The 20,137-nt window shown below is 41.3% G+C and carries 15 protein-coding genes; 12 read left to right on the top strand and 3 right to left on the bottom strand.

The annotated features are described in order from the left end of the window. Positions 1-2: 2 nt before the first annotated feature. The 3 genes from AC20OE_RS11510 (at position 3) to AC20OE_RS11500 (ending at position 2,651) form a co-directional block, all read left to right on the top strand. Complete coding sequence (locus AC20OE_RS11510) at positions 3-1,172, top strand: MFS transporter (protein ID WP_487268870.1); 1,170 nt, start codon at positions 3-5, stop codon at positions 1,170-1,172. 65 nt (positions 1,173-1,237) lie between these two features. Continuing rightward, positions 1,238-1,516: a barstar family protein gene (locus tag AC20OE_RS11505; RefSeq protein WP_144464992.1), complete on the top strand. Its 279-nt coding sequence runs from the start codon at positions 1,238-1,240 to the stop codon at positions 1,514-1,516. A 178-nt stretch (positions 1,517-1,694) separates the two neighbouring features. Beyond that, a complete protein-coding gene (locus AC20OE_RS11500; RefSeq protein WP_039177632.1) occupies positions 1,695-2,651 on the top strand; it encodes an LCP family protein in 957 nt (318 codons plus the stop codon). Between the two features lie 62 nt (positions 2,652-2,713). Here AC20OE_RS11500 and AC20OE_RS11495 read toward each other — a convergent pair whose 3' ends face one another. Further along, positions 2,714-3,082 carry a YhjD family protein gene (locus tag AC20OE_RS11495; RefSeq protein ID WP_059374641.1) on the bottom strand — a complete coding sequence of 123 codons (369 nt, stop codon included), beginning with the start codon at positions 3,080-3,082 and terminating at the stop codon, positions 2,714-2,716. Positions 3,083-3,239: 157 nt separating this feature from the next. On the opposite strand from AC20OE_RS11495, the gene AC20OE_RS11490 reads away from it, so the two are divergent. Then, positions 3,240-3,857, top strand: a complete 618-nt coding sequence (locus AC20OE_RS11490; protein WP_024425492.1) for a TVP38/TMEM64 family protein — start codon at positions 3,240-3,242, stop codon at positions 3,855-3,857. Further along, positions 3,857-4,369, top strand: coding sequence for a signal peptidase I (gene lepB, locus AC20OE_RS11485; RefSeq protein WP_039177636.1), 513 nt, complete (start codon positions 3,857-3,859; stop codon positions 4,367-4,369). Before AC20OE_RS11490 ends, lepB begins: the two co-directional genes overlap by 1 nt. 38 nt (positions 4,370-4,407) lie before the next feature. On the opposite strand, the gene AC20OE_RS11480 is transcribed toward lepB, so the two are convergent. Further along, positions 4,408-5,553, bottom strand: a complete 1,146-nt coding sequence (locus AC20OE_RS11480; protein ID WP_059376668.1) for an AbrB family transcriptional regulator — start codon at positions 5,551-5,553, stop codon at positions 4,408-4,410. Between the two features lie 267 nt (positions 5,554-5,820). Here AC20OE_RS11480 and AC20OE_RS11475 point away from each other — a divergent pair, with 267 nt between their 5' ends. From AC20OE_RS11475 to AC20OE_RS11465, 3 genes are read left to right on the top strand one after another with little or no spacing between them, the layout of a single operon-like run. After that, positions 5,821-6,243, top strand: coding sequence for a BlaI/MecI/CopY family transcriptional regulator (locus AC20OE_RS11475; RefSeq protein WP_024425495.1), 423 nt, complete (start codon positions 5,821-5,823; stop codon positions 6,241-6,243). Further along, the gene (locus AC20OE_RS11470) at positions 6,236-7,075 is read left to right on the top strand and encodes a M56 family metallopeptidase (RefSeq protein WP_047202351.1); all 840 of its coding nucleotides are present in this window, start codon (positions 6,236-6,238) and stop codon (positions 7,073-7,075) included. The genes AC20OE_RS11475 and AC20OE_RS11470 overlap by 8 nt, the downstream gene beginning before the upstream one ends. Positions 7,076-7,132: 57 nt before the next feature. Beyond that, positions 7,133-7,543 (top strand): DoxX family protein, encoded by a 411-nt coding sequence (locus AC20OE_RS11465; RefSeq protein WP_487268869.1) that lies wholly within the window; start codon positions 7,133-7,135, stop codon positions 7,541-7,543. Between the two features lie 197 nt (positions 7,544-7,740). Here AC20OE_RS11465 and AC20OE_RS11460 read toward each other — a convergent pair whose 3' ends face one another. After that, on the bottom strand, positions 7,741-8,187 hold the full coding sequence (locus tag AC20OE_RS11460) for a ferritin-like domain-containing protein (RefSeq protein ID WP_039177646.1): 447 nt from the start codon (positions 8,185-8,187) through the stop codon (positions 7,741-7,743). Positions 8,188-8,339: 152 nt separating this feature from the next. Here AC20OE_RS11460 and addB point away from each other — a divergent pair, with 152 nt between their 5' ends. From addB to AC20OE_RS11440, 4 genes are read left to right on the top strand one after another with little or no spacing between them, the layout of a single operon-like run. Next, positions 8,340-11,849 carry a helicase-exonuclease AddAB subunit AddB gene (gene addB, locus AC20OE_RS11455; RefSeq protein ID WP_487268868.1) on the top strand — a complete coding sequence of 1,170 codons (3,510 nt, stop codon included), beginning with the start codon at positions 8,340-8,342 and terminating at the stop codon, positions 11,847-11,849. Beyond that, complete coding sequence (gene addA, locus AC20OE_RS11450; RefSeq protein ID WP_487268867.1) at positions 11,827-15,531, top strand: helicase-exonuclease AddAB subunit AddA; 3,705 nt, start codon at positions 11,827-11,829, stop codon at positions 15,529-15,531. Before addB ends, addA begins: the two co-directional genes overlap by 23 nt. A gap of 25 nt (positions 15,532-15,556) precedes the next feature. After that, positions 15,557-16,732, top strand: coding sequence for an exonuclease subunit SbcD (sbcD, locus tag AC20OE_RS11445; protein WP_487268866.1), 1,176 nt, complete (start codon positions 15,557-15,559; stop codon positions 16,730-16,732). After that, complete coding sequence (locus AC20OE_RS11440; protein WP_487268865.1) at positions 16,729-20,124, top strand: AAA family ATPase; 3,396 nt, start codon at positions 16,729-16,731, stop codon at positions 20,122-20,124. The genes sbcD and AC20OE_RS11440 overlap by 4 nt, the downstream gene beginning before the upstream one ends. The last annotated feature ends 13 nt before the right edge of the window (positions 20,125-20,137 follow it).

The following is a 20,137-nucleotide window of genomic DNA, read 5'->3' as shown; positions in this document are numbered from 1 at the left end:
AAATGATCCCAGCATCCAAAGAAGAAACGGCACACTTATCCATGATCCCGTTTATTTTCGTTTTACTTGGTCTTTTTATGATTACGATTGCTGTGAATCTGCAAGTGCCCCTTTATACGGCGTATGCAGAACAAGCAGGGTACGGAAAGGCGGCAACAGCACTTGTATTTGCCTCGTATGTCTTCGGTCTCATTCCAGTTTTGCTTTTTCTTGGCGGTATTTCTGACCGGGCTGGACGCAAACCGATTTTATTGGTTGCGCTTAGCTTTTCGTTATGTGCCACTTTGTTGATGATTGTACATCCTTCCATACAGATGCTTTTTGCTGCCCGGCTGCTGCAAGGTGTCGGTCTTGGTCTTAGTGTTGGAACATGCACCGCATATTTGATTGCTTTATATCCTGAGAAATCAAGCTGGATTCCAACTTTTATTGCATTATGCAGTTCGGTTGGATTTGGGGGCGGTGCTCTTTTTACGGCACTTCTTTCTTTTCAGCGTGTGTCTCTCACGCCGCTTAGCTATTGGATTGTGCTGGCCTTTTTGTTCTTAACTATTGTGGGTGTCTTCTTTTTCGTTCCGCCTGTCCAAGGAGATTCAGGTAAACCGATGATGAACATGCCAAGATTTCCAAAAGGAACAATGCCGGCGAATGCAGCCATTGCTATTGCGTGGTCGGTGTGCGGCCTTGTCATTTCAATTTTGCCAGCACAGCTTAAATTAAATGGTTATGAATTGTGGGTAGGACCGGCGCTCTTTTTGATTAATATGGCAGGTGTCCTGATGCAGCCCTTTGTGCGCAAGATGAATAGCAGCACAGCGCTTCTTTTGGGGTTTATCTGTCTTCCATGCGGATATGGCCTCTTGCTATACGGTGCAAACAGCGAATCTATCTTCCTTTTGCTTGCTGGAACGATGCTGGCGGGTACTGCCTGCTATGGATTTACTTATTTAGGTGGACTTCAGCTCATTGTTGAGCGGGGGAAAAAAGAGGCGGCTAGAGCCGTTGCAGGGTATTACTTGTTTGCTTATTTAGGTCTTGGTATTCCAAGTGTGTTTGTTGGCCTCTTCGCTGATATTTACGGTACTCAGCTCGTATTAATCCTCTTTTTCTTGCTCGTTTTGGCTGCCTGCCTCATTCTATTCATCTCAGGTGTCAGACAGAAACAAAAGTAAGGTGCCTATCTTTCTCTTTCTCCTCCAATTCGTTTAAAATATAGAGAGGAGAGGGGAAGATGAACATGAAAAAAGTGCAGCTGGACGGCGCAGTGTGCAGGTCGCAAGAAGAGCTTCATGATCAGCTAAAAACCGTTTTACACCTTCCTGATTATTACGGGAAAAACCTTGATGCTCTTTGGGACTGTTTAACAGGAGAGGTGGATCTTCCAGTAGAACTGACATGGGTGAATTTTCAAACGAGCAAAGACGCTCTTGGCGATTATGCTGAGAGCTTGCGTCAGTTATTTCAAGAAGCAGAAGAAGAACTGAAGGGACAATTTCAATTTGATATTCAATCATGATGGAAAAATCAGCCGCTGCCGCAGGCTGTTTTTTGATTTTGATTTGTAAATAGGTGAGCTGTCTGATGTTTAAGATTGTGGATTCATAAAAATATGTTGTATGAAGGAAACTTTCATCAAAATATGTTATAGTGGGACCTACATTGATAGACTAAGATAGAGTGAGGGTTCGGAAAGGATGAAGGAAAAAACAAGATCAAAAAGAAGACTGAGACCTTGGGTAAAAGCCGTGCTGTTTATCATGGCATTTGTCATGGTGATGGCAGTGTCCGTGACTGGATACGCATATTATAAAATTTCAAAAGCGTCGAATAAGGCGCAAGTATCATTAGAAAGAGGAGACACCTCGCAAAAGCGTGTAAAAGCGTTTGATCCAGGAAAAGACAGCTTTTCGGTGCTGCTGCTTGGAATTGACAGCCGTCCAGGTGAAACGGTAGACGAAGCAAGAAGTGATGCGGTCTTACTGGCGGCGGTGAACCGAACAGACAAAACCATTAAGCTTCTCAGTATTCCTCGCGATTCTTATGTGGATATACCGGGAAGAGGATATGATAAAATTGCTCACGCCCATGCGTTTGGGAGTGCAGATTTGTCAGTCAAAACGGTCGAAAACTTGTTGAACATTCCTGTAGACTATGTGATTTCAGGTAACTTTAAGGCATTTCAAGACATTGTGGATGAGCTAAACGGAATTGATGTAACGATTGAAGATGAAAGCATCGTAAAACAGATGGAAAAGGATTCAAAAGGAAAAGTTCAAGTACAGACAGGCACTCATAGACTGAATGGCGAAGAAGCTCTAGCCTTTGTGAGAACGAGAAAAGCAGACAGTGATCTCATGCGCGGAAAGCGCCAAATGGAAGCACTTCAAGCCATCTTTGAAAAATCTAAATCGATTTCTTCGATCCCGTCATACGACAACATCATTGATACGCTTGGTGATAATGTCTCAACCAATCTTTCCATGAAACAGTTCATCGGTCTTTTTCCATTACTGAGCTCATTGAAATCAGTAGATACCATTCAGCTAAAGGGACATGATTATCAGCCTGGGAATGTGTATTATTTTGAGTTAGATGGACCAGGATTAAACGAAGTGAGAACAGAGCTGAGAAAACAGCTTGAATTATCATAAATAAGTAGGAGCCTGCCGCCGCGGCAGGCTTTTTTTGCATGTGTAACGCGCAACATTTCAGCCTATAGTTCATTTGTTTGTTGGAGAAAATATCGAGTCAGCAGTTCCTCTACCCGGTGACGTATACGCGGATTAAAGTATTTATGCTTTTCTTCATAGCCATTTATGATAAATAGATACGTTGTAAATCCCTCATCGTGTTCAATTTGCTGTACTTTCATACTTTCTTTACGTAAATGCTGCTTCAGTTCATAAAGTGCTTTCTGTGCTTCCTTTAACACAGAGGTCACAAGCTGAATGTATGGTTCATTTAATTTAAATGTTTGATGTTGTTTTAAGTGTGTCAGATCACGATTGAGGATGGAGATGACCATAGGAAGAAAGATGGCCTGTTCCATCATTTGAAGCTGTACTCTTGATAGTCTCGTCATGTCCAAGCCTGCTTTCTTTATAAATAGAACAAATGTTCTTGTTTATTATATCGAATGAGTCAAAAAATCTCAAGGGGGGCGAGTGGGATTTATTTGTATATTTTTATGTTTTCCATGTAAAATGAAATGTAGACAAACCTTGAAGGAGTCAAACAAGTTGACATCATTTCTTTCTCTATTTACTCATGAAAATATCACATCATTTTTTGAAAGCTACAAGGCCTTTGGACCAATTGTCGCTATATTGCTTCCTCTGATTGAAGCATTTCTTCCTTTTTTACCACTCGTGGCGTTTGCGGTGGCAAATGCAAATGCATTCGGCCTTTGGGAAGGCTTTTTATTAACCTGGATCGGTGCAAGTGCAGGTTCTATTCTTGTCTTTTTACTGATCAGAAAATTTGGACAGATGAGAATGCTGAACTTTATTAGCAGACACCCTTCCATTAAGAAATTAATGCTTTGGGTAGAGAAACGGGGATTTGGTCCGTTATTTATTTTACTCTGCTTTCCTTTTACACCTTCTGCTGCCGTCAATGTGGTCGCAGGCTTATCAAGAATTAGCATGTGGCAATTTTCATTAGCTGCTTTAGCTGGTAAGTGTGTCATGCTCTTTATCATTAGTTTTATTGGTTATGACCTTTCTGCTTTAGTAAAGAATCCGTTAAGAAGTGTTTTTGCGGTTCTAGTTATCGTTTTATTATGGTATGTTGGAAAGAGAGTAGAAAATAGGTTGAACATTCGAATGAGCAAGCGTGAGGACAAAGGAGGCTCTTAATGAAAAAGAAGCCATTGTTATGGTTGATGATTATTACATGCATCGTCTTATTGTTCCAAGTAAAGAATTTCATGTTTGTGAAGTATAAAGTAGAAGGGGTTAGTATGGACCCCACATTTACAGATGGAACAGAATTATTAATCAACAAGTTCTCACCAAAACTCACGAAAATTAGCCGGTTTGATTATGTGTTATTTCACGGACCAAAAAATCAAATTTTGATCAAACGGGTCATTGGGCTCCCGGGAGAATCGATCAAGTATGTCGATGATCAGTTATTTGTGGATGGGGCAAAATGGAAAGAACCCTATTTAAAAGAGCAGAAAAAACATAAAATGGGGAATGTCCTGACAGGGGATTTTCAGCTGAAAGCCATCACAGGACATGATAAAATCAAAAAAAACCATTACTTCGTGATCGGAGATAACCGAATACATAGCTTTGACAGCCGGCATTTTGGAACGATTTCAAAAGATCAAGTAGTTGGTGTCAAAAGAAATCAGGATGAATAAAAAAGAGGCGCTCTGCACATGCAAAGCGTCTCTCTTTTTTATTTAGCGGCTTTATAATCAGGATGTCTTTTTGCCCAGACATGATGTAAGAATCGAAAAAACGGTGGCAGCATTGCTATGACAAGAATGATTCTAACGACTTGTACAGCTACTACAAAGGTTGAGTCCTCATGGAGTGTAACTGCTGTTGTTGCCATTTCTGCAATACCGCCAGGAGAAAAGGCAAGAATGGCTGTAATGACAGAAATCCCTGTGACCTCAGCAATGGCAATTGAACTGAGAACCGTTGCAGCAATTAGTCCAGCTGAGCTGACGACGGCTACAATTAACGTGTTTTTTAGTCCGACAAACATCTGTTTATTCATTTTTGAACCGATGGTTGCACCTAGAAATACCTGTGATGCGATATTCGCTTGTGCTGGCCAATAAGGAATCAAATCATGACCTATGAGCGCACCTGCACCTACTTGAAGAGCAGCAACTCCTAACATGCTGCCAATCAGCCAAGGGGCAGGGAAATGAAGACGAACCGCCAGGCGTGACATAAGCCAGGCACCTAAAATAAGTGCAGCAGTCCACGAGATATTTGACAGGGTGAAAACACCGGATGAAAAGGCGCTCCCTTGAATGCCTGCAGCTGCATCCGCTGGATTTTTTGTATTTAAATAGAACACCGTAAATGGGATGGTGAGTACCACCATTAATACACGTGTTGTTTGTACGAGACTGACAACGGCTGTATTTGCTCCAACCTCTTGGGCAATCCCTGGCATAGCAGATAAACCGCCTGGTGCTGTGCCGACAAAGCTGGTCAGCATATCTGTTTTACTCAGCTTCCATAAGGCAAAGCCAGAGAGCATCGCCAGTAGAATAGAAAAAACGAGCATGAAACTCACAGGGAGCCAATGTTCAGCGAAAATATGAAGAACTTTCATGTTCATTTTTTGTCCGAGTTCGATTCCGAGAATAAATTGACCAAGGAGTAGCCATCTGCTGTGAATACGCAAGGTGTTGTTTCCTTTACGCTGAAACAGGGTGGGACGTCGCATGGCAATAAATGCAGCTGTGATTAATGTACCGATCATCCAGCCAATAGACATTCCTGTTAAAGACAAAAGAAAACCACCTAAACCGCTTATTGCGATCAAAATGAGATCGGTTCGAAGGCTGTTTCCTTGTTTCATCACATGTAAACCTTCTTCCTATAATTTTGTTCAGTAAGTGAAATGTTGTTATCTTCACTATAATACAAAAGTCTCTATAAATAAAATACGAATTTTTTTACCATTTTCATAAGATTATCTTATCAAGAACCTGACAGCTTCTTAATAAAAGTGAAGATATAATTTTTACCAAAAACAAAAACAAATATACAACGATTTTCCCCTATTTTTGTTATCAGTTGACTATCATTTTCAATTACACTACAATCCTTAGTGTGAGGTGATAACATGAAAATTCCTTCTTTTAAATATAATGAAAAGGGATTGAATCGTTTTTTCGGTCCTTTAGAGGGAAGAATTATGGAGATCCTTTATCAAGGTGAGGATATGCCGATTAAAGAAGTGCAGCAGAAGCTGTCAGATGAAAAGCCGATTAATTTCAACACGGTGATGACTGTGCTGAACCGCTTAACCGAAAAGGGAATTGTGGAGAAGAAAACAAAAGGGCGTTCATCTATTTATAATCCTATTTTAACAAAAGAAGAATTTCTAAATGAGCAGACAAAATGGATTACGCAAGGGCTGATGGACGATTTTGGTCCACTGGCAGTGAATCATATGGTGGATGCAATTGAAAGTGCTGACCCTGAATTACTCAAAGTGCTTGAAGCAAGGCTGGCATCCAAAAAAGAGGAGCAGCAAAATGAATAAAATGAAATCGAGCCTGCTATTTTTAGGCGGTATATTGATTGGTTTAACGATTTTTTATCAGATGGGGTATTACGTGCTTTCAAGCTTTTTTGGCTGGAATCAAGCATATAATCTCATTCATGTATGCCAATCTGTTCTCGAATTCTATGGATTCACTCCTTTGAAATATTTTCTAGATGCTTTAGTACTCTACACACTGGGATTTGCGATTTTCTATATGACGAAGCAAATCAAAACGTACATTCAATTCAAGCAAAATCTCATGCTTGCAGTCGATCACCAGTCGACCGAATCTTTATCTGAGAAATATGCAAACGACATCATTGTGTTTCATTGTCATGAACCGCTTGCTTTTGCCATGGGTATGCTTCACCCAAAGGTTTACTTATCAACGTCTCTCATGGACATGCTGGATGAAGAGGAGATTGACGCTGTTGTTCATCATGAATTGCACCACAAATACAGCTATGATCCTTTAAAGGCCTTCACATTCTCAATGCTCACAAAAGTTATTTGGTACATTCCAGTGTTAAAGCATATGAGACAAAGTTATTCCGTTTTTCGTGAAGTGATCGCAGATGACTATGCGATTCGGCAGACAGGCACTGAGCTTGGAGTAGGGCAAGCCCTTTTGAAACTCATTAAAAAGAGAACTCAGTTTCAAAAACAAACGAAGTTTGCGGTATCCTTTGGAGATCGGGCATTGAATTTAAGAATACAAAAGATCTTAAATCCAACATACAATATTCCTTTCAATGTACCCATCATTCCCATTGTCACATCAACCATTCTCATGGTGGTCTTGATGATTATGCTTAATCTAAATTACTAATTTTTTTTACTAATTAACATTACATTATGTAGTGTAAAAACAGGAGGAAATCACTATATGAAAACGAATCAAGAAATAGGAACACTTTTCGTACGTGTTATTTTAGGTTTGATCTTCTTTCTACACGGACTTCAGGCATATCAAGGAGGTCTGGGAGGAACAGCGGCATTCTTTGGACAAATCGGTATACCGGAATTTATGGCCTATATTGTGAAGACAATTGAACTGGTCGGTGGTATCGCCTTGATTTTAGGTCTAGGAACACGTATTTTCGCAGCGCTATTTGTACCAATTATGGCTGTGGCGATTATGACGGTTGGTTTTTCTAAAGGATTTGTTGGCGGTTATGAATTTGAACTATCACTGCTTGTTATGGCGTTTTATTTAACACTTAGCGGCAGTAAGATGCTGTCCATTGATGGGCTGCTAAAACATCAGCAGCAAAGCAATGAAGCAAAATTTCATTAAACGATCATGAAAAAAACTCCTTCTGCTATGTGTGGCAGAGGAGTTTTTTTATTTATCAAATTGTCGTTTTCACGTTTGAAAAAGTGAAAGAGATGAGAGGTTTGCTGAAAATAGTCCTTTATTTTATAGATTGAATGAATAAAAAGACGATTTCATTTTTTGACGGAACATACGATCTCCTATTAAAATAGGACTATCTAAGACACATGGTGCGTTAAAAGATATAAAAACCATACAGCATGCTGCTGTTCATCTTGAGCAATACGTTTCATCAGCTCTTTTGTTCCTTGATCCCGGACATAATCTGATACCGTTAAGTAAAAATCGACCGTTCTTTGTTCATCTTTAAATGCGAAAAGAAGCCCTTCTCTAAATTGATCTGGACAAGGTTCTGTTACGCTTGGTTTGTGGTTTTTACCTGTTAAAGAATAATATAGCTTTGTAAATAGTTGATAGTGTCTGACTTCATCCTGGCGTATTTCTTGAATGATTTTTTTTGCCTCAGGAGTTTTTGCTCTTTGGGCAAGTTTTTCGTAGCATTGGATCGCAGAATATTCACCATTGATCGCTTTTTCAAGGTCAGAAATGATCCTTGTGTTTTGGCGCATGTCATATGGCGAGTAGTCATAATAACCGTAATACATGATATTGCCAGCCTCCTTTGAGTTCATGATGGTTTATGATATGAGAAGAGTTAGGAAAGGTGCCTATATCTTTTTAGGAAGGAGAAGGGGAAAATAGCTATTTACTTTTATTTTCGCTAGAATATGAGTACATAAGAAAGGTGTTGTGGAGCGTGGAGATTCAGTTTTTAGCAGGCAGATCGGGGAGTGGAAAAACGACTGCAATCTTAGAGGAAATCAAAGAACAGCTTCGGCTAGATCCACTGGGTCCGCCAATCATTTTTTTAGTCCCGGATCAAATGACATTCTTAATGGAATACGAGCTTGCAAAAACGTCTGAAGCTGGCGGGATGATCAGGGCCAAAGTATTTAGTTTCACGCGTCTTGCTTGGTCTATTTTACAGCAGACTGGCGGAGCGAACCGGCAATTTGTGACAAGCACAGGAATTCAAATGCTTTTAAGAAAAGTAATTGAAGAAGAGAAAGAAAAGTTTAAGGTATTCAAAAAAGCGAGTGATAAGCCAGGGTTTGTCGAGCAAATCGAAAAGACGATGGCTGAGTTCAAAAGATACTGCATGCTGCCGGAGGATATTGAAAAAATTTCATTATCGAGCATGCATTCAGAGTATACAGAAGAAAGACGGGCAGGCGAAAAATTGCATGATCTGCATGTTCTTTATCAGCAGATGGAGCAGCATTTACAAGATGAATATGTGCACTCAGAAGACTATTTGACGCTTCTCACGCAGCAAATTCCTCTATCTGAAGAAATAAAAGGAGCACATATTTATATAGATGGCTTTTATCAATTTACACCGCAGCAGCTTCTCGTCATTGAACAGCTTCTGCTTCATGCTGAGAAAATAACGGCTGCGTTCACAGTGGATCGTTCCTACCATGATAAGCAGCCAAATGAACTTGATTTATTTCGTATGACTGGTAAAACGTATTTCCAGCTCTATCAGCTTGCTAAAGAGTGCGGAGCGGCCATTTCTGAGCACATTTTGGAGAGAAATAACCGGCATCTTCATACGCCAGATCTTGCTTATTTAGAACGCCAATATGAGCAGAGACCGGTGCGGCCATATCAGGAAGTAACCCCTCATCTCACAGTGTCTAAAAGTGCGAGTAAACGAGCTGAAATTGAGGGAGTAGCGAGAGAAATTCTTCATTTAGTGAGAGAAGAAGGACTTAGACTGCGAGATATTTCAGTTGTCGCGCGGCATGTAGATGACTATAAAGATACGTTAAAAGAGGTTTTTCGAGATTACGATATTCCTTTTTTTATTGATGGAAATGAATCAATGCAGTATCATCCGCTCATTGAATTGATTCGTTCGAGCTTGGATGTCATAAAAGGAAACTGGCGGTATGAGGCCGTGTTTCGCTGCGTGAAAACAGAGTTCTTATTTCCGCTCGAACTTGCCAAAAACAAAGCGAGAGAACAGGCAGATCAGCTTGAAAACTACTGTATTGCTTATGGTGTAAAAGGAGAACGCTGGACAAACGGCTCCCGTTTCCACTACAGACGATTCCAATCTTTAGATGAGGATTTTGGACAAACAGATCAAGAAATTGAAATGGAACAGATGCTGAATGATGTAAAGGAGTGGATTGCACCTCCGCTTTTCCAATTGCAAAAAAGGCTGAAAAAAGCGCAAAAGGTAAAAGACATGGTGGAGGCAGTCTATGTCTTTTTAGAGGAAATACAAGTGCCGGATAAACTTGAAAAGGCTAGGCTGGAAGCAGAAGAAGCAGGTAGATTAGCTGAAGCCATGCAGCATGGACAAGTATGGGATGCTGTTATTCAATTAATGGATGAATTTGTTGAAATGCTCGGTGATGAGGAGCTCTCATTTCCTTTATTCCAGCAAATGATGGATACAGGATTGGCCTCTTTAAAATTCGCTTTAATTCCGCCTTCACTCGACCAAGTATTTATCGGAAGTATGGATTTATCAAGAATGTATCAAGTGAAGTGTATGTTTATCATTGGGGTAAATGATGGCGTTATTCCCGCACGCCCTTCTGACGAAAGTGTTTTGTCTGAGGATGACAGGGAATGGTTAAAGCGAGCAGGAGCAGAGCTGGCAGAGACAGGAAAGGAACGGCTGCTAGATGAGCAATTTTTAATTTACCAGGCGCTGTCGAGTCCATCTCATCATTTGTATTTGTCTTATTCAGTGTCAGATGAAGAGGGGCGCTCTTTATTGCCTTCGACTCTTATCAAGTATTGTCAGGAGCTTATGCCAAATCATCAGCATGCTTTGTATGTGTTAGACCCGGAACAGCTGGATGACGAGGAGCAATTAAAATTTGTAGCGAATGGGCATGTCTCGTTATCGTATACCGTCTCGCAGCTGCAGCAATGGCTCAACCAATATCCCATCAGTGGTGTATGGTGGAGTGTTTATAATTATTTGATAACGTCAACTCATCGGGATGTATCAAAAAACATCTTGTCGAGTTTGTTTTTTACAAATCGAGCAAAGCGCTTAAAACCAAACGTCACAAAAGAACTTTACGGTGATCACATTCAAGGCAGTGTTTCAAGAATGGAGAAATTCAATGCGTGTGCATTTTCTCACTTTGCTTCCCACGGGTTAAAACTAAAGGATCGGCAATTTTATAAATTGGAAGCACCCGATATCGGCCAGCTGTTTCACTCGGCTTTAAAGCATATTTCAGATACGCTTGTTGAACAAAAAAAGGATTGGAAAAACTTAACGAAGGATGACTGTGTCAACTATTCAAGACATGCAATCGAACAGCTTGCTCCGCGTCTTCAAAAGGAAATCCTCTTAAGCTCTAATCGGCATGCTTATATTAAAGAAAAACTCCAAAAAATCTTAATTCGAGTCTCTTCTATCTTAAGTGAGCATGCAAGAGTGAGTGGATTTTCTCCCGTTGGACTTGAGTTAGGGTTTGGCGGCCAAGGACCTCTTCCGCCGTTCACTTTTCAATTGAAAAATGGCTGCACGATGGAGCTTGTCGGAAGAATTGACCGAGTAGATAAAGCAGAAGGTTCAAAAGGGCTGCTGTTGAGAATCGTCGACTACAAATCGAGTGAGAAAGGTCTTGATCTAGCAGAGGTATACTATGGGCTTGCCTTGCAAATGCTCACTTACTTAGATTTAACCATTACGTATTCGAAGGAATGGCTCGGTGTAGAAGCAACGCCAGCTGGCATTTTATATTTCCATATCCATGATCCGCTCATTCAAGCACCGATTCCGCTTGCAGAGGATGAAATTGAGCAGGAAATATTCAAGAAATTTAAAATGAAAGGTCTATTGCTTGAAGATGTAGAAGCGGTAAAGCTAATGGATCAAACGCTTGAATCAGGAAGATCACAAGTCATTCAAGCAGGTTTGAAAAAGGACGGATCTTTCCGTTCTGACTCTGCTGTTTTAAGTGAAGATCATTTCCATATACTCACACAGCACGTTCGGCGTACATTTGAAGAAGCAGGCGAAAGAATTACAAATGGTGAAGTTGCCATTAATCCATATAAATTGAAGGATCAAACACCATGCCGCTTTTGTTCATTTAAGTCTATTTGCCAATTTGATGAATCGATAGAGGATAATGAATTTAGAGTGCTTTCATCTGAAAAGGATGATGTTGTGATAGACCGGATCAAAAAAGAAGGGGATCAGTATGCAAATACCAAAACCGAATAACAGTACTTGGACGGATGACCAGTGGGAAGCCATCGTTTCAGAAGGACAAGATATTCTTGTTGCGGCGGCAGCAGGGTCAGGTAAAACAGCTGTTTTGGTTGAACGGCTGATTCGAAAAATGACCCGTCCAGAAGATCCAGTTGATGTGGATCGTCTGCTCGTTGTGACTTTCACAAATGCATCTGCGGCAGAGATGAAGCATCGGATCACAGAAGCACTTGAAAAGGAATTAGCGAAAAACCCCGGGTCCCTTCATATGAGAAGACAGCTGTCGCTCATGAATCGTGCCAATATTTCTACCTTGCACTCCTTTTGTTTGCAGGTTCTGCGCACCTTTTATTATGAAATTGACCTTGATCCAGGCTTCCGTTTGGCTGATCAAACAGAAGGAGAATTATTAGGAGATGAAGTGTTAGATGAACTGTTTGAGGATGAATATAAGGCTGGAAAGCCATCGTTCTTTGAACTGGTTGATCGCTATACTTCTGACCGTCATGATTTAGACTTGCAATGGCTTGTGAAGAGAATTTATGAGTTTTCCAGATCTCACCCTTCACCTGAGCAATGGATGAGGGCATTTCTTTCTCTTTATGATGTAGATGCTCAAACAAAAGTAGAACAATTACCGTTTTACCCATATATCAAAGAGGATCTTTCTCTCGTTTTTCGAAGCTGTCTCGAACTACTCGAACGAGCTCTCGCCCTATCAAAAGAACCGGGCGGCCCGGCACCGAGAGCAGAAAATTTTATAGATGATTTAGAGCAAGTCAATGAATTAATCAGGCACCAAAATGATTTTGAAAAGCTTTACGAGCTTTTGCCAAACATCAATTTTAAAAGGCTCAAAACATGTAAAGGGGACGAATATGACCCTGTGCTGTTAGAAAAAGCCACAGATGCACGCAATCAAGCAAAAAAACAATTAGAAAAACTTAAAGATGAATACTTTATGCGCAGTCCAGCCCAGCATTTGAAAAGCTTAGCTGAAATGAAGCCGGTGGTCGAAACACTTGTGGAGCTTGTCATCCAATTTGGACAGCGTTTCGAAAAAGCGAAGCAAGAAAAATCAATCGTGGACTTTTCGGATTTAGAGCATTATTGCTTACGCATTTTAGCAGAGCAGGATGCGGAAGGAAATTTGATCGAAACAGAAGCGGCCAAGTACTATCAACAGCAGTTTGAAGAAGTGCTCGTTGATGAATACCAAGATACAAACCTTGTACAAGAAACGATTTTAAAGCTTGTATCTAAAGGGGAACATGCCGCAGACGGCAACCTGTTTATGGTTGGTGATGTAAAGCAGTCCATTTATCGCTTTAGACTGGCTGAGCCCATGCTCTTTTTAAACAAATATAAACAATTTACACCAGACGGCAAAGAAACAGGGAAGAGAATCGATTTAAATAAAAACTTCCGCAGCCGTTCAGATGTGTTAGACAGTACGAACTTTTTGTTCAAACAGCTGATGGGGGAAACAGTTGGAGAAATTGAATATGATGAACAAGCTGAATTAAAGCTTGGAGCGAGTTATCCAGAAAGCGAAGATACAACGACAGAAATGCTTCTTGTCCATTTAGATCAACAGGAAGCAGAAACTGACGAAGAGCGAGAAGAATTAGAGACCGTACAGCTTGAAGCGAGAGTCATTGCTAAAAAAATAAGACAATTGGTGGAGCAGCCATTTCAAGTGTACGATGCAAAACAGCAAATGACCCGTAACTTGCAGTATCGGGATATTGTGATTTTGCTTCGTTCTATGCCATGGGCCCCGCAAATGATGGAGGAATTGAAGAAACAGGGAATCCCTGTGTATGCGAATCTTTCTTCCGGTTATTTTGAAGCAACAGAGGTGTCTGTCATTCTTTCTCTGTTAAAAGTCATTGATAATCCATATCAGGATATCCCGCTTGCAGCTGTATTAAGATCACCACTTGTCCATTTAGACGAAAATGAAATGGCAATGATTCGCACGAGTGATAAAAAAGGCACTTATTATGATGCTGTGAAGGCATTTATGAGGGTGACACATTCAGATCACCCTACATGCAAAAAACTAGAACGGTTTTTCAGGTTGCTGCGTAAATGGCGTGATTTCTCGATGAATCATTCAGTAGCGGAATTGATTTGGGAAGTATACCGCGATACACAGTATCTAGATTACGTTGGCGGGATGCCTGGAGGCAAGCAGAGACAGGCGAATCTCCGCGCTCTTTATGATCGATCAAAGCAGTATGAAAAAGCTGCCTTTAGAGGACTGTTCCGTTTTCTTCGTTTTATCGAAAGAATGCAGGAGCGTGGAGATGATCTTGGTGCGGCAAAAACGTTCAGTGAAACAGAAGATGTTGTTCGCATGATGACAATTCACAGCAGTAAAGGGTTAGAATTTCCAATCGTCTTTACCGCAGGACTCGGCAGGAACTTTAATATGATGGACTTAAACCAGTCCTATTTACTTGATAAAGAGCTAGGTTTTGGAAGCAAGTATATCCATCCTGAGCTGAGAATTAGTTATGCAACATTACCGCTTGTAGCGATGAAAAAAAAGATGAGGAAAGAGCTATTATCTGAAGAGCTGAGAGTTCTATATGTGGCGCTCACAAGAGCTAAGGAAAAATTATTTCTGGTCGGCTCTGTCAAAAATCAGGTGAAAGCATTAAGCAAATGGCAAAATGCTGCAACCGGAGAAGATTGGCTACTCCCTGATTTTGAACGTTATCAATCGAAAACATACTTAGATTTTATTGGTCCTGCTCTCATCCGTCACCAAGCAATGTCATCTATTTTAGAAGAAACAGGTGATGTTGTTCTTTCGCATCCATCAGCATTCACAATCTCATTTACTCAAGCTTCCGATCTTCTAAAAGAAGATATGTCACTTGAAAAGGAGCAGCAAGACGAGGTGGTACAAGCTTTGATGGAGGGGCTGCCTGTTGAAGAATATGGTGATGCTGATGAGAAAGTAGCAGAGAGACTTTCATGGAGATACCCATATCTAGCGGCCTCACAAGTCGGCACAAAGCAGTCTGTTTCCGAGATAAAGAGAATGAAAGAAATACAGGATGAGTACAGTGTTCCTTCTTCTCTTCGAAAAGCTCGTGCCACGTTGTATGACCGGCCGGCTTTCATGAAGAAAAAAGCACTCACTGCCGCAGAGCAAGGCACCGCAATGCACACAGTCATGCAGCATATTGCGCTTCCTTCTGACGAGCCCTACGATGATTCACGTATACAGCAGCTGCTCGATTCCTTACAGCAGCGAGACTTGCTAACAAATGAGCAAGTCCAGTCAATTGATCAAGAAGGAATTGCAGCTTTCTTCTCTACTTCTATTGGTCAAAAGCTGCGAAAAGCGGATTGGGTGAAACGAGAAGTGTCATTTAGTATGGTGTTACCTGTTAAAGAGGTATACAGCCATATTGATGCAGAGGGGGAGCCTGTCCTTATTCAAGGGATGATTGACTGTTTATTTGAAACGGACGGAAAGCTATATTTACTAGATTATAAGACCGATAGAGTGCAAGGCAGATTTACAGGAGGCCTTGCAGCAGCTGTGCCTATATTGAAAAAGCGCTATGAAACTCAAATAGCGTTATATGCAAAAGCAGTAGAACGTTTAACAAACAGAACATTAGAGGAGAAAATTCTTTATTTCTTTGATGGGAATATAGAAATTTCATTATAAAGTTTCGGAATGAGAGGTGAATCACATGAGGATTCTGCATACGGCGGATTGGCATTTAGGAAAAACCCTTGAAGGCCGAAGCCGGCTTGATGAGCAAGCACAGTTTTTAGATGAGCTGTATCAAATCGTAAAAGACGAACACATTGATGTCATTGTCATGGCTGGAGACGCCTTTGATACAGTGAATCCGCCTGCTAGAGCAGAGCAGCTTTTTTATGAAAGTCTATCCGCCTTATCTGATAAAGGAAAACGTCAGGTCGTGGTCATCTCAGGCAACCATGATAATCCGGATCGACTATCCGCCGCATCTCCTTTAACAAATGATCAGGGGATTCATTTAATTGGATATCCGACAAATGATATCATCCGCGTCGATGTTCCTTCTTCGAGTGAACGTTTATCCATTGCAGCACTCGCTTATCCGTCTGAAGCGAGACTAAACGAGGTGCTGGCTGAAACATTTGAAGAGAAAGTGCTTCGTGATCATTACAATTTAAAAATACAGCAAGCATTCCAGCATTTAAGCACTCAATTTCAAGCCGATACGGTCAATATCGCAACGAGCCATATTTATGTGGCAGGAGGAAGTCAAACAGATTCAGAAAGACCGATTGAAGTAGGCGGTGCATATACCGTTGCGGCTGAAAGTCTGCCAGAAGCAGCCTGCTATGTGGCTCTTGGTCATTTGCACAGGCCGCAAACCATCAAGCGTGCCAAAACGATCGCCCGCTATTCCGGGTCACCTCTTGCTTACAGCTTTTCTGAATCAGGATATGCCAAATCAGTCACGATTGTTGAGGCGAAACCTAATGAAAAAGCAAGCTGGAAAGAAGTGTTGCTATCAAGCGGAAGACCACTTGTGAAATGGAAGGCGACTGAGGGACTGAGTCAAGTACACGAGTGGCTGGATGAAAAACGGGATCTTCAGGCATGGATTGATTTAGAGATTCATTTAACAGATCAGCTCTCTATAGAAGAAATCCATCAGCTCCGAAAGCAGCATAGCGGGTTTGTCCATATTAGACCAAAATTTAAAGAACTGCAGCAATTGGAAGAACAAAAGCAAATCGAAAAGCTCTCGATCGAAGAGCGGTTCGTGAAATTTTATGAGCGCCAGACAGGCGGCGGACTTCCTGATGAAAAAACAGTCAAGTTGTTTTTGGAGTTCGCCAATGAAATGCAAGAGGAGGAAGCGACTTGAAGCCGATTACGCTAACCATTAAAGGACTTCATAGCTTCAGAGAAGAACAAACAATTGACTTTAGCTCATTATGTGATGCAGGTGTGTTTGGCATTTTTGGACCGACAGGAAGCGGAAAATCGTCCATATTAGACGCAATGACCCTGGCACTCTATGGCAAAGTGGAACGTGCGTTAAATAATACACATGGTATTTTGAACCAAGCGGAAGAGAAACTGTCAGTTTCCTTTACGTTCGCTTTGCAGAAGGAACACCATATTTCTTATAAAGTCGAACGTGCTTTTAAGCGGGCGGATGAAATGAAAGTCAGAACGACACTATGCCGTCTGATTGAAATTGGTGATTCGCAGACAGTCCTTGCAGATAAAGCGAGTGAGGTCAATCGTAAAATAGAGGAATTACTCGGGTTAACCATTGATGATTTTACGCGTGCGGTTGTCTTGCCCCAAGGGAAGTTTGCAGAATTCCTTTCCTTAAAAGGAGCCGATAGACGACAAATGCTTCAGCGTTTGTTTAACCTGGAAAAGTATGGGGATCAGCTCGTCAAACGTTTGCGCGCAAAGGCGCAGAATCAGTATGGACAAAAAAATGAACTGCTTGCTGAGCTGAATGGTTTAGGTGAAGCTGGTCCAGAGGCGCTCGCAAAGGCAAAGGAAGTGGCAGAGCAGGCAAAGGCTATTTTTCATGAGAAAAAACAAGCGCGGGATGAAGCGTTCACTGCTTTTACAAAGGCGCAAACAATTTGGCATTATCAAAAAGAACAAGAAGCTTATGAGACGGAACTAAACCATCTGAATCAACTGGCACCATCAATGGAAGAAAAAAAGGCCAAGCTTCATATTGCTGAGCAGGCAGAGGCATTAAAGCCCTATGCGGATGCATTAACAAAGGCTGAAAATCAGCTTTCTCAAGCATTAAAAGAGAAGCAGGAAGCAGAAAATCAGCTTCTGCATCAACGAACGATCTATGATCAAATGACGCAGAACTATGAGCAAACCAGACAAAAGAAAATAGAAACTGAGCCGGAACTTCTCCAAAAGAAAGAGCAGCTGATTCAGCTAAAGGAAATTGAACGAAAAAAAGAGGCGGCTCTTCAGGAAAAGACGGCAATCGAACAGAGAAAAAATAATACAGCGCAGCAATTATTACAAAAAAAAGAAGAAGCAGACAATCTCCAATCATTGTTAGAACGTGCACTGGCAAAACAAACACAGCTGAAGCGTGAGCTGGAGCCATTACAAGTCTCTGTAAAAGAACGGAAAAGTGTACAGGATGCTTTGCGATTAAGCGAAAATGTTCAAAGAATACATCAAAGCATACACAAGGAAGAACAAAAGATGGAGGAGCTCAAAAAGCGATCAACACAGACCGCAGCAGCATTTGAAAAGCTTCAAAAACAGCAAAAAGACCATCATGAAAAAATAGACCAATCGTTTCAAGCGATTGAACAGCTCTATTTCTATGTATGTGAATTCGAACGGGCTTTTACAGAATGGAGTAAAAGAGAACAAAGTCAGAAGCTCGAAAAATTAAAACAGCGTGATGCTGTTAGGGCGGCGGAATTAAGAAAAGAATTAGCGGCAGAACTTGTAGATGGTGAGCCATGTCCTGTTTGTGGATCGGTTCATCATAACTCAAAGGCATTGGAAAACAATGACCATGAAGAAACAGTGGCACAAATCGATGAAGTGATTCAACGGATGGACACAGAGCTTAAGCAGGCAGAGGAATACACAAGAGACATGTATGCAGCCAAGCAGCTATTGGAAACGCACGCTAATCAATTAGTAAAACAATTTGCCTTTTTATCTCAGAAAGCTCCAGGTGCGGAAGTTGCGGCAGCAGTAGAAGCAGTGCAAAATCCGGAGTCCTTGCAGTATCTCATGCAAGAATGGAAAGGCTTGAAACAAGATATTCAAGAAGTTGATCGTAAACGAGCTCGTTTAATGGATGAAACACATGATCAAGCAGCAGAGACAAACAAGATAAAAGATCAAATGACATTTGAACAGCAGCGTATCGAAGAATTAGACGGGCTGATCAAGGAGCTTCAATCTGAGCTTTCAGAGCAAACATCTCAATTTGAACAGGCCTTCCCGCACTTTACTTTGCATCAAGTACAAGAGATGCAAAAGCAAATAGATGAAAAGGACCAGCAAGCGGAAGGCTATAAAGAGCGGATTGAGAAAAGCATTTCATTTTTAGAAGAAAAACAGCAGGCAAAAGAACAGCTGCAAACAGTCATATACGATGTGGAGAAGGAACTTGATAAACTAGCGCATCAGCTGGAAAGTCAGCAAAAGCTCATTCATCAATATGAAACAGATTTAGGGCGATATCCATTAAAAGCTGTCTCCATTTCTGAAGAACTGATCGAGGTTGAACACACGCTTGCTCGTCTCAATGAAATGGAACAGCAATCGTACAAGCAATTACAGCATGCGCAGGAGCTCTTTAGTCAGGCACAAAGCTATTTTTCAAGCAGTGAGCGTCAGCTTCAAGAGGCTGAACGAAGAAAACAAGAAGCACGAGCAGCATGGGATAAAGAATCGGAGTCTTCTCCTTTTGATAAGCCTCAAGAGATTGAATCTGCTTTCCTGAATCAGGCAGTACGTCAATCAGTTAAACAAGAAATTGATGAATTTGAGGATAAAAGAAAGCAATGTGCCGCAAACTTAAAGCGAATTTCTGAACTGCTGAAAGATGAGTCACTAGATGAAGAGCAGTGGACTGATATTCAACTGAGGAAAGAAGCGGCAGAAAAGGCATTAGAAGAAGCAACAGTGATGAGCGGCTCTGCTTATGAACATCTGCGTGTGATGGAAGAAAATCACCAGCGATTTGCAAGTATTCATGAACGCTTAGCGGAGCTGCAGCAAGAAATTGATCGGCTTGATAAGCTGCAAACTGTGTTTAAAGGAAATACATTTGTTGAGTTCTTAGCAGAAGAACAGCTGGAAAGTGTCAGTCGTGATGCATCTGCCCGTCTTGGTATTTTGACAAGACAAAGGTATGCGATTGAGGTTGATTCAGAAGGCGGCTTTGTCATGCGTGATGATGCGAATGGCGGTGTCAGACGTCCAGTGTCCAGCTTGTCCGGCGGGGAAACCTTCCTGACGTCGCTTGCGCTTGCACTAGCTCTTTCAGCGCAGATTCAGCTGAGAGGTGAGTTTCCGCTACAATTCTTTTTCCTTGATGAAGGCTTTGGTACCCTTGATCAAGACTTGCTTGATACGGTCATTACCGCATTAGAGAAATTACAATCCCAAAACTTAGCTGTTGGTGTCATCAGCCATGTGGAAGAATTGAAAATGCGGCTGCCTAAGAAACTGATTGTCCATCCAGCAGATCCAAGCGGGAAAGGGACAACAGTCTCAATGGAATTAATGTAAATTTGAGGTGATG

The sequence above is a fragment of the Bacillus sp. SRI_025 genome, from assembly GCF_057592095.1.
Note: the sequence above shows the minus strand (reverse complement) of the source record. Positions and strands in the feature narration are given on the sequence as shown.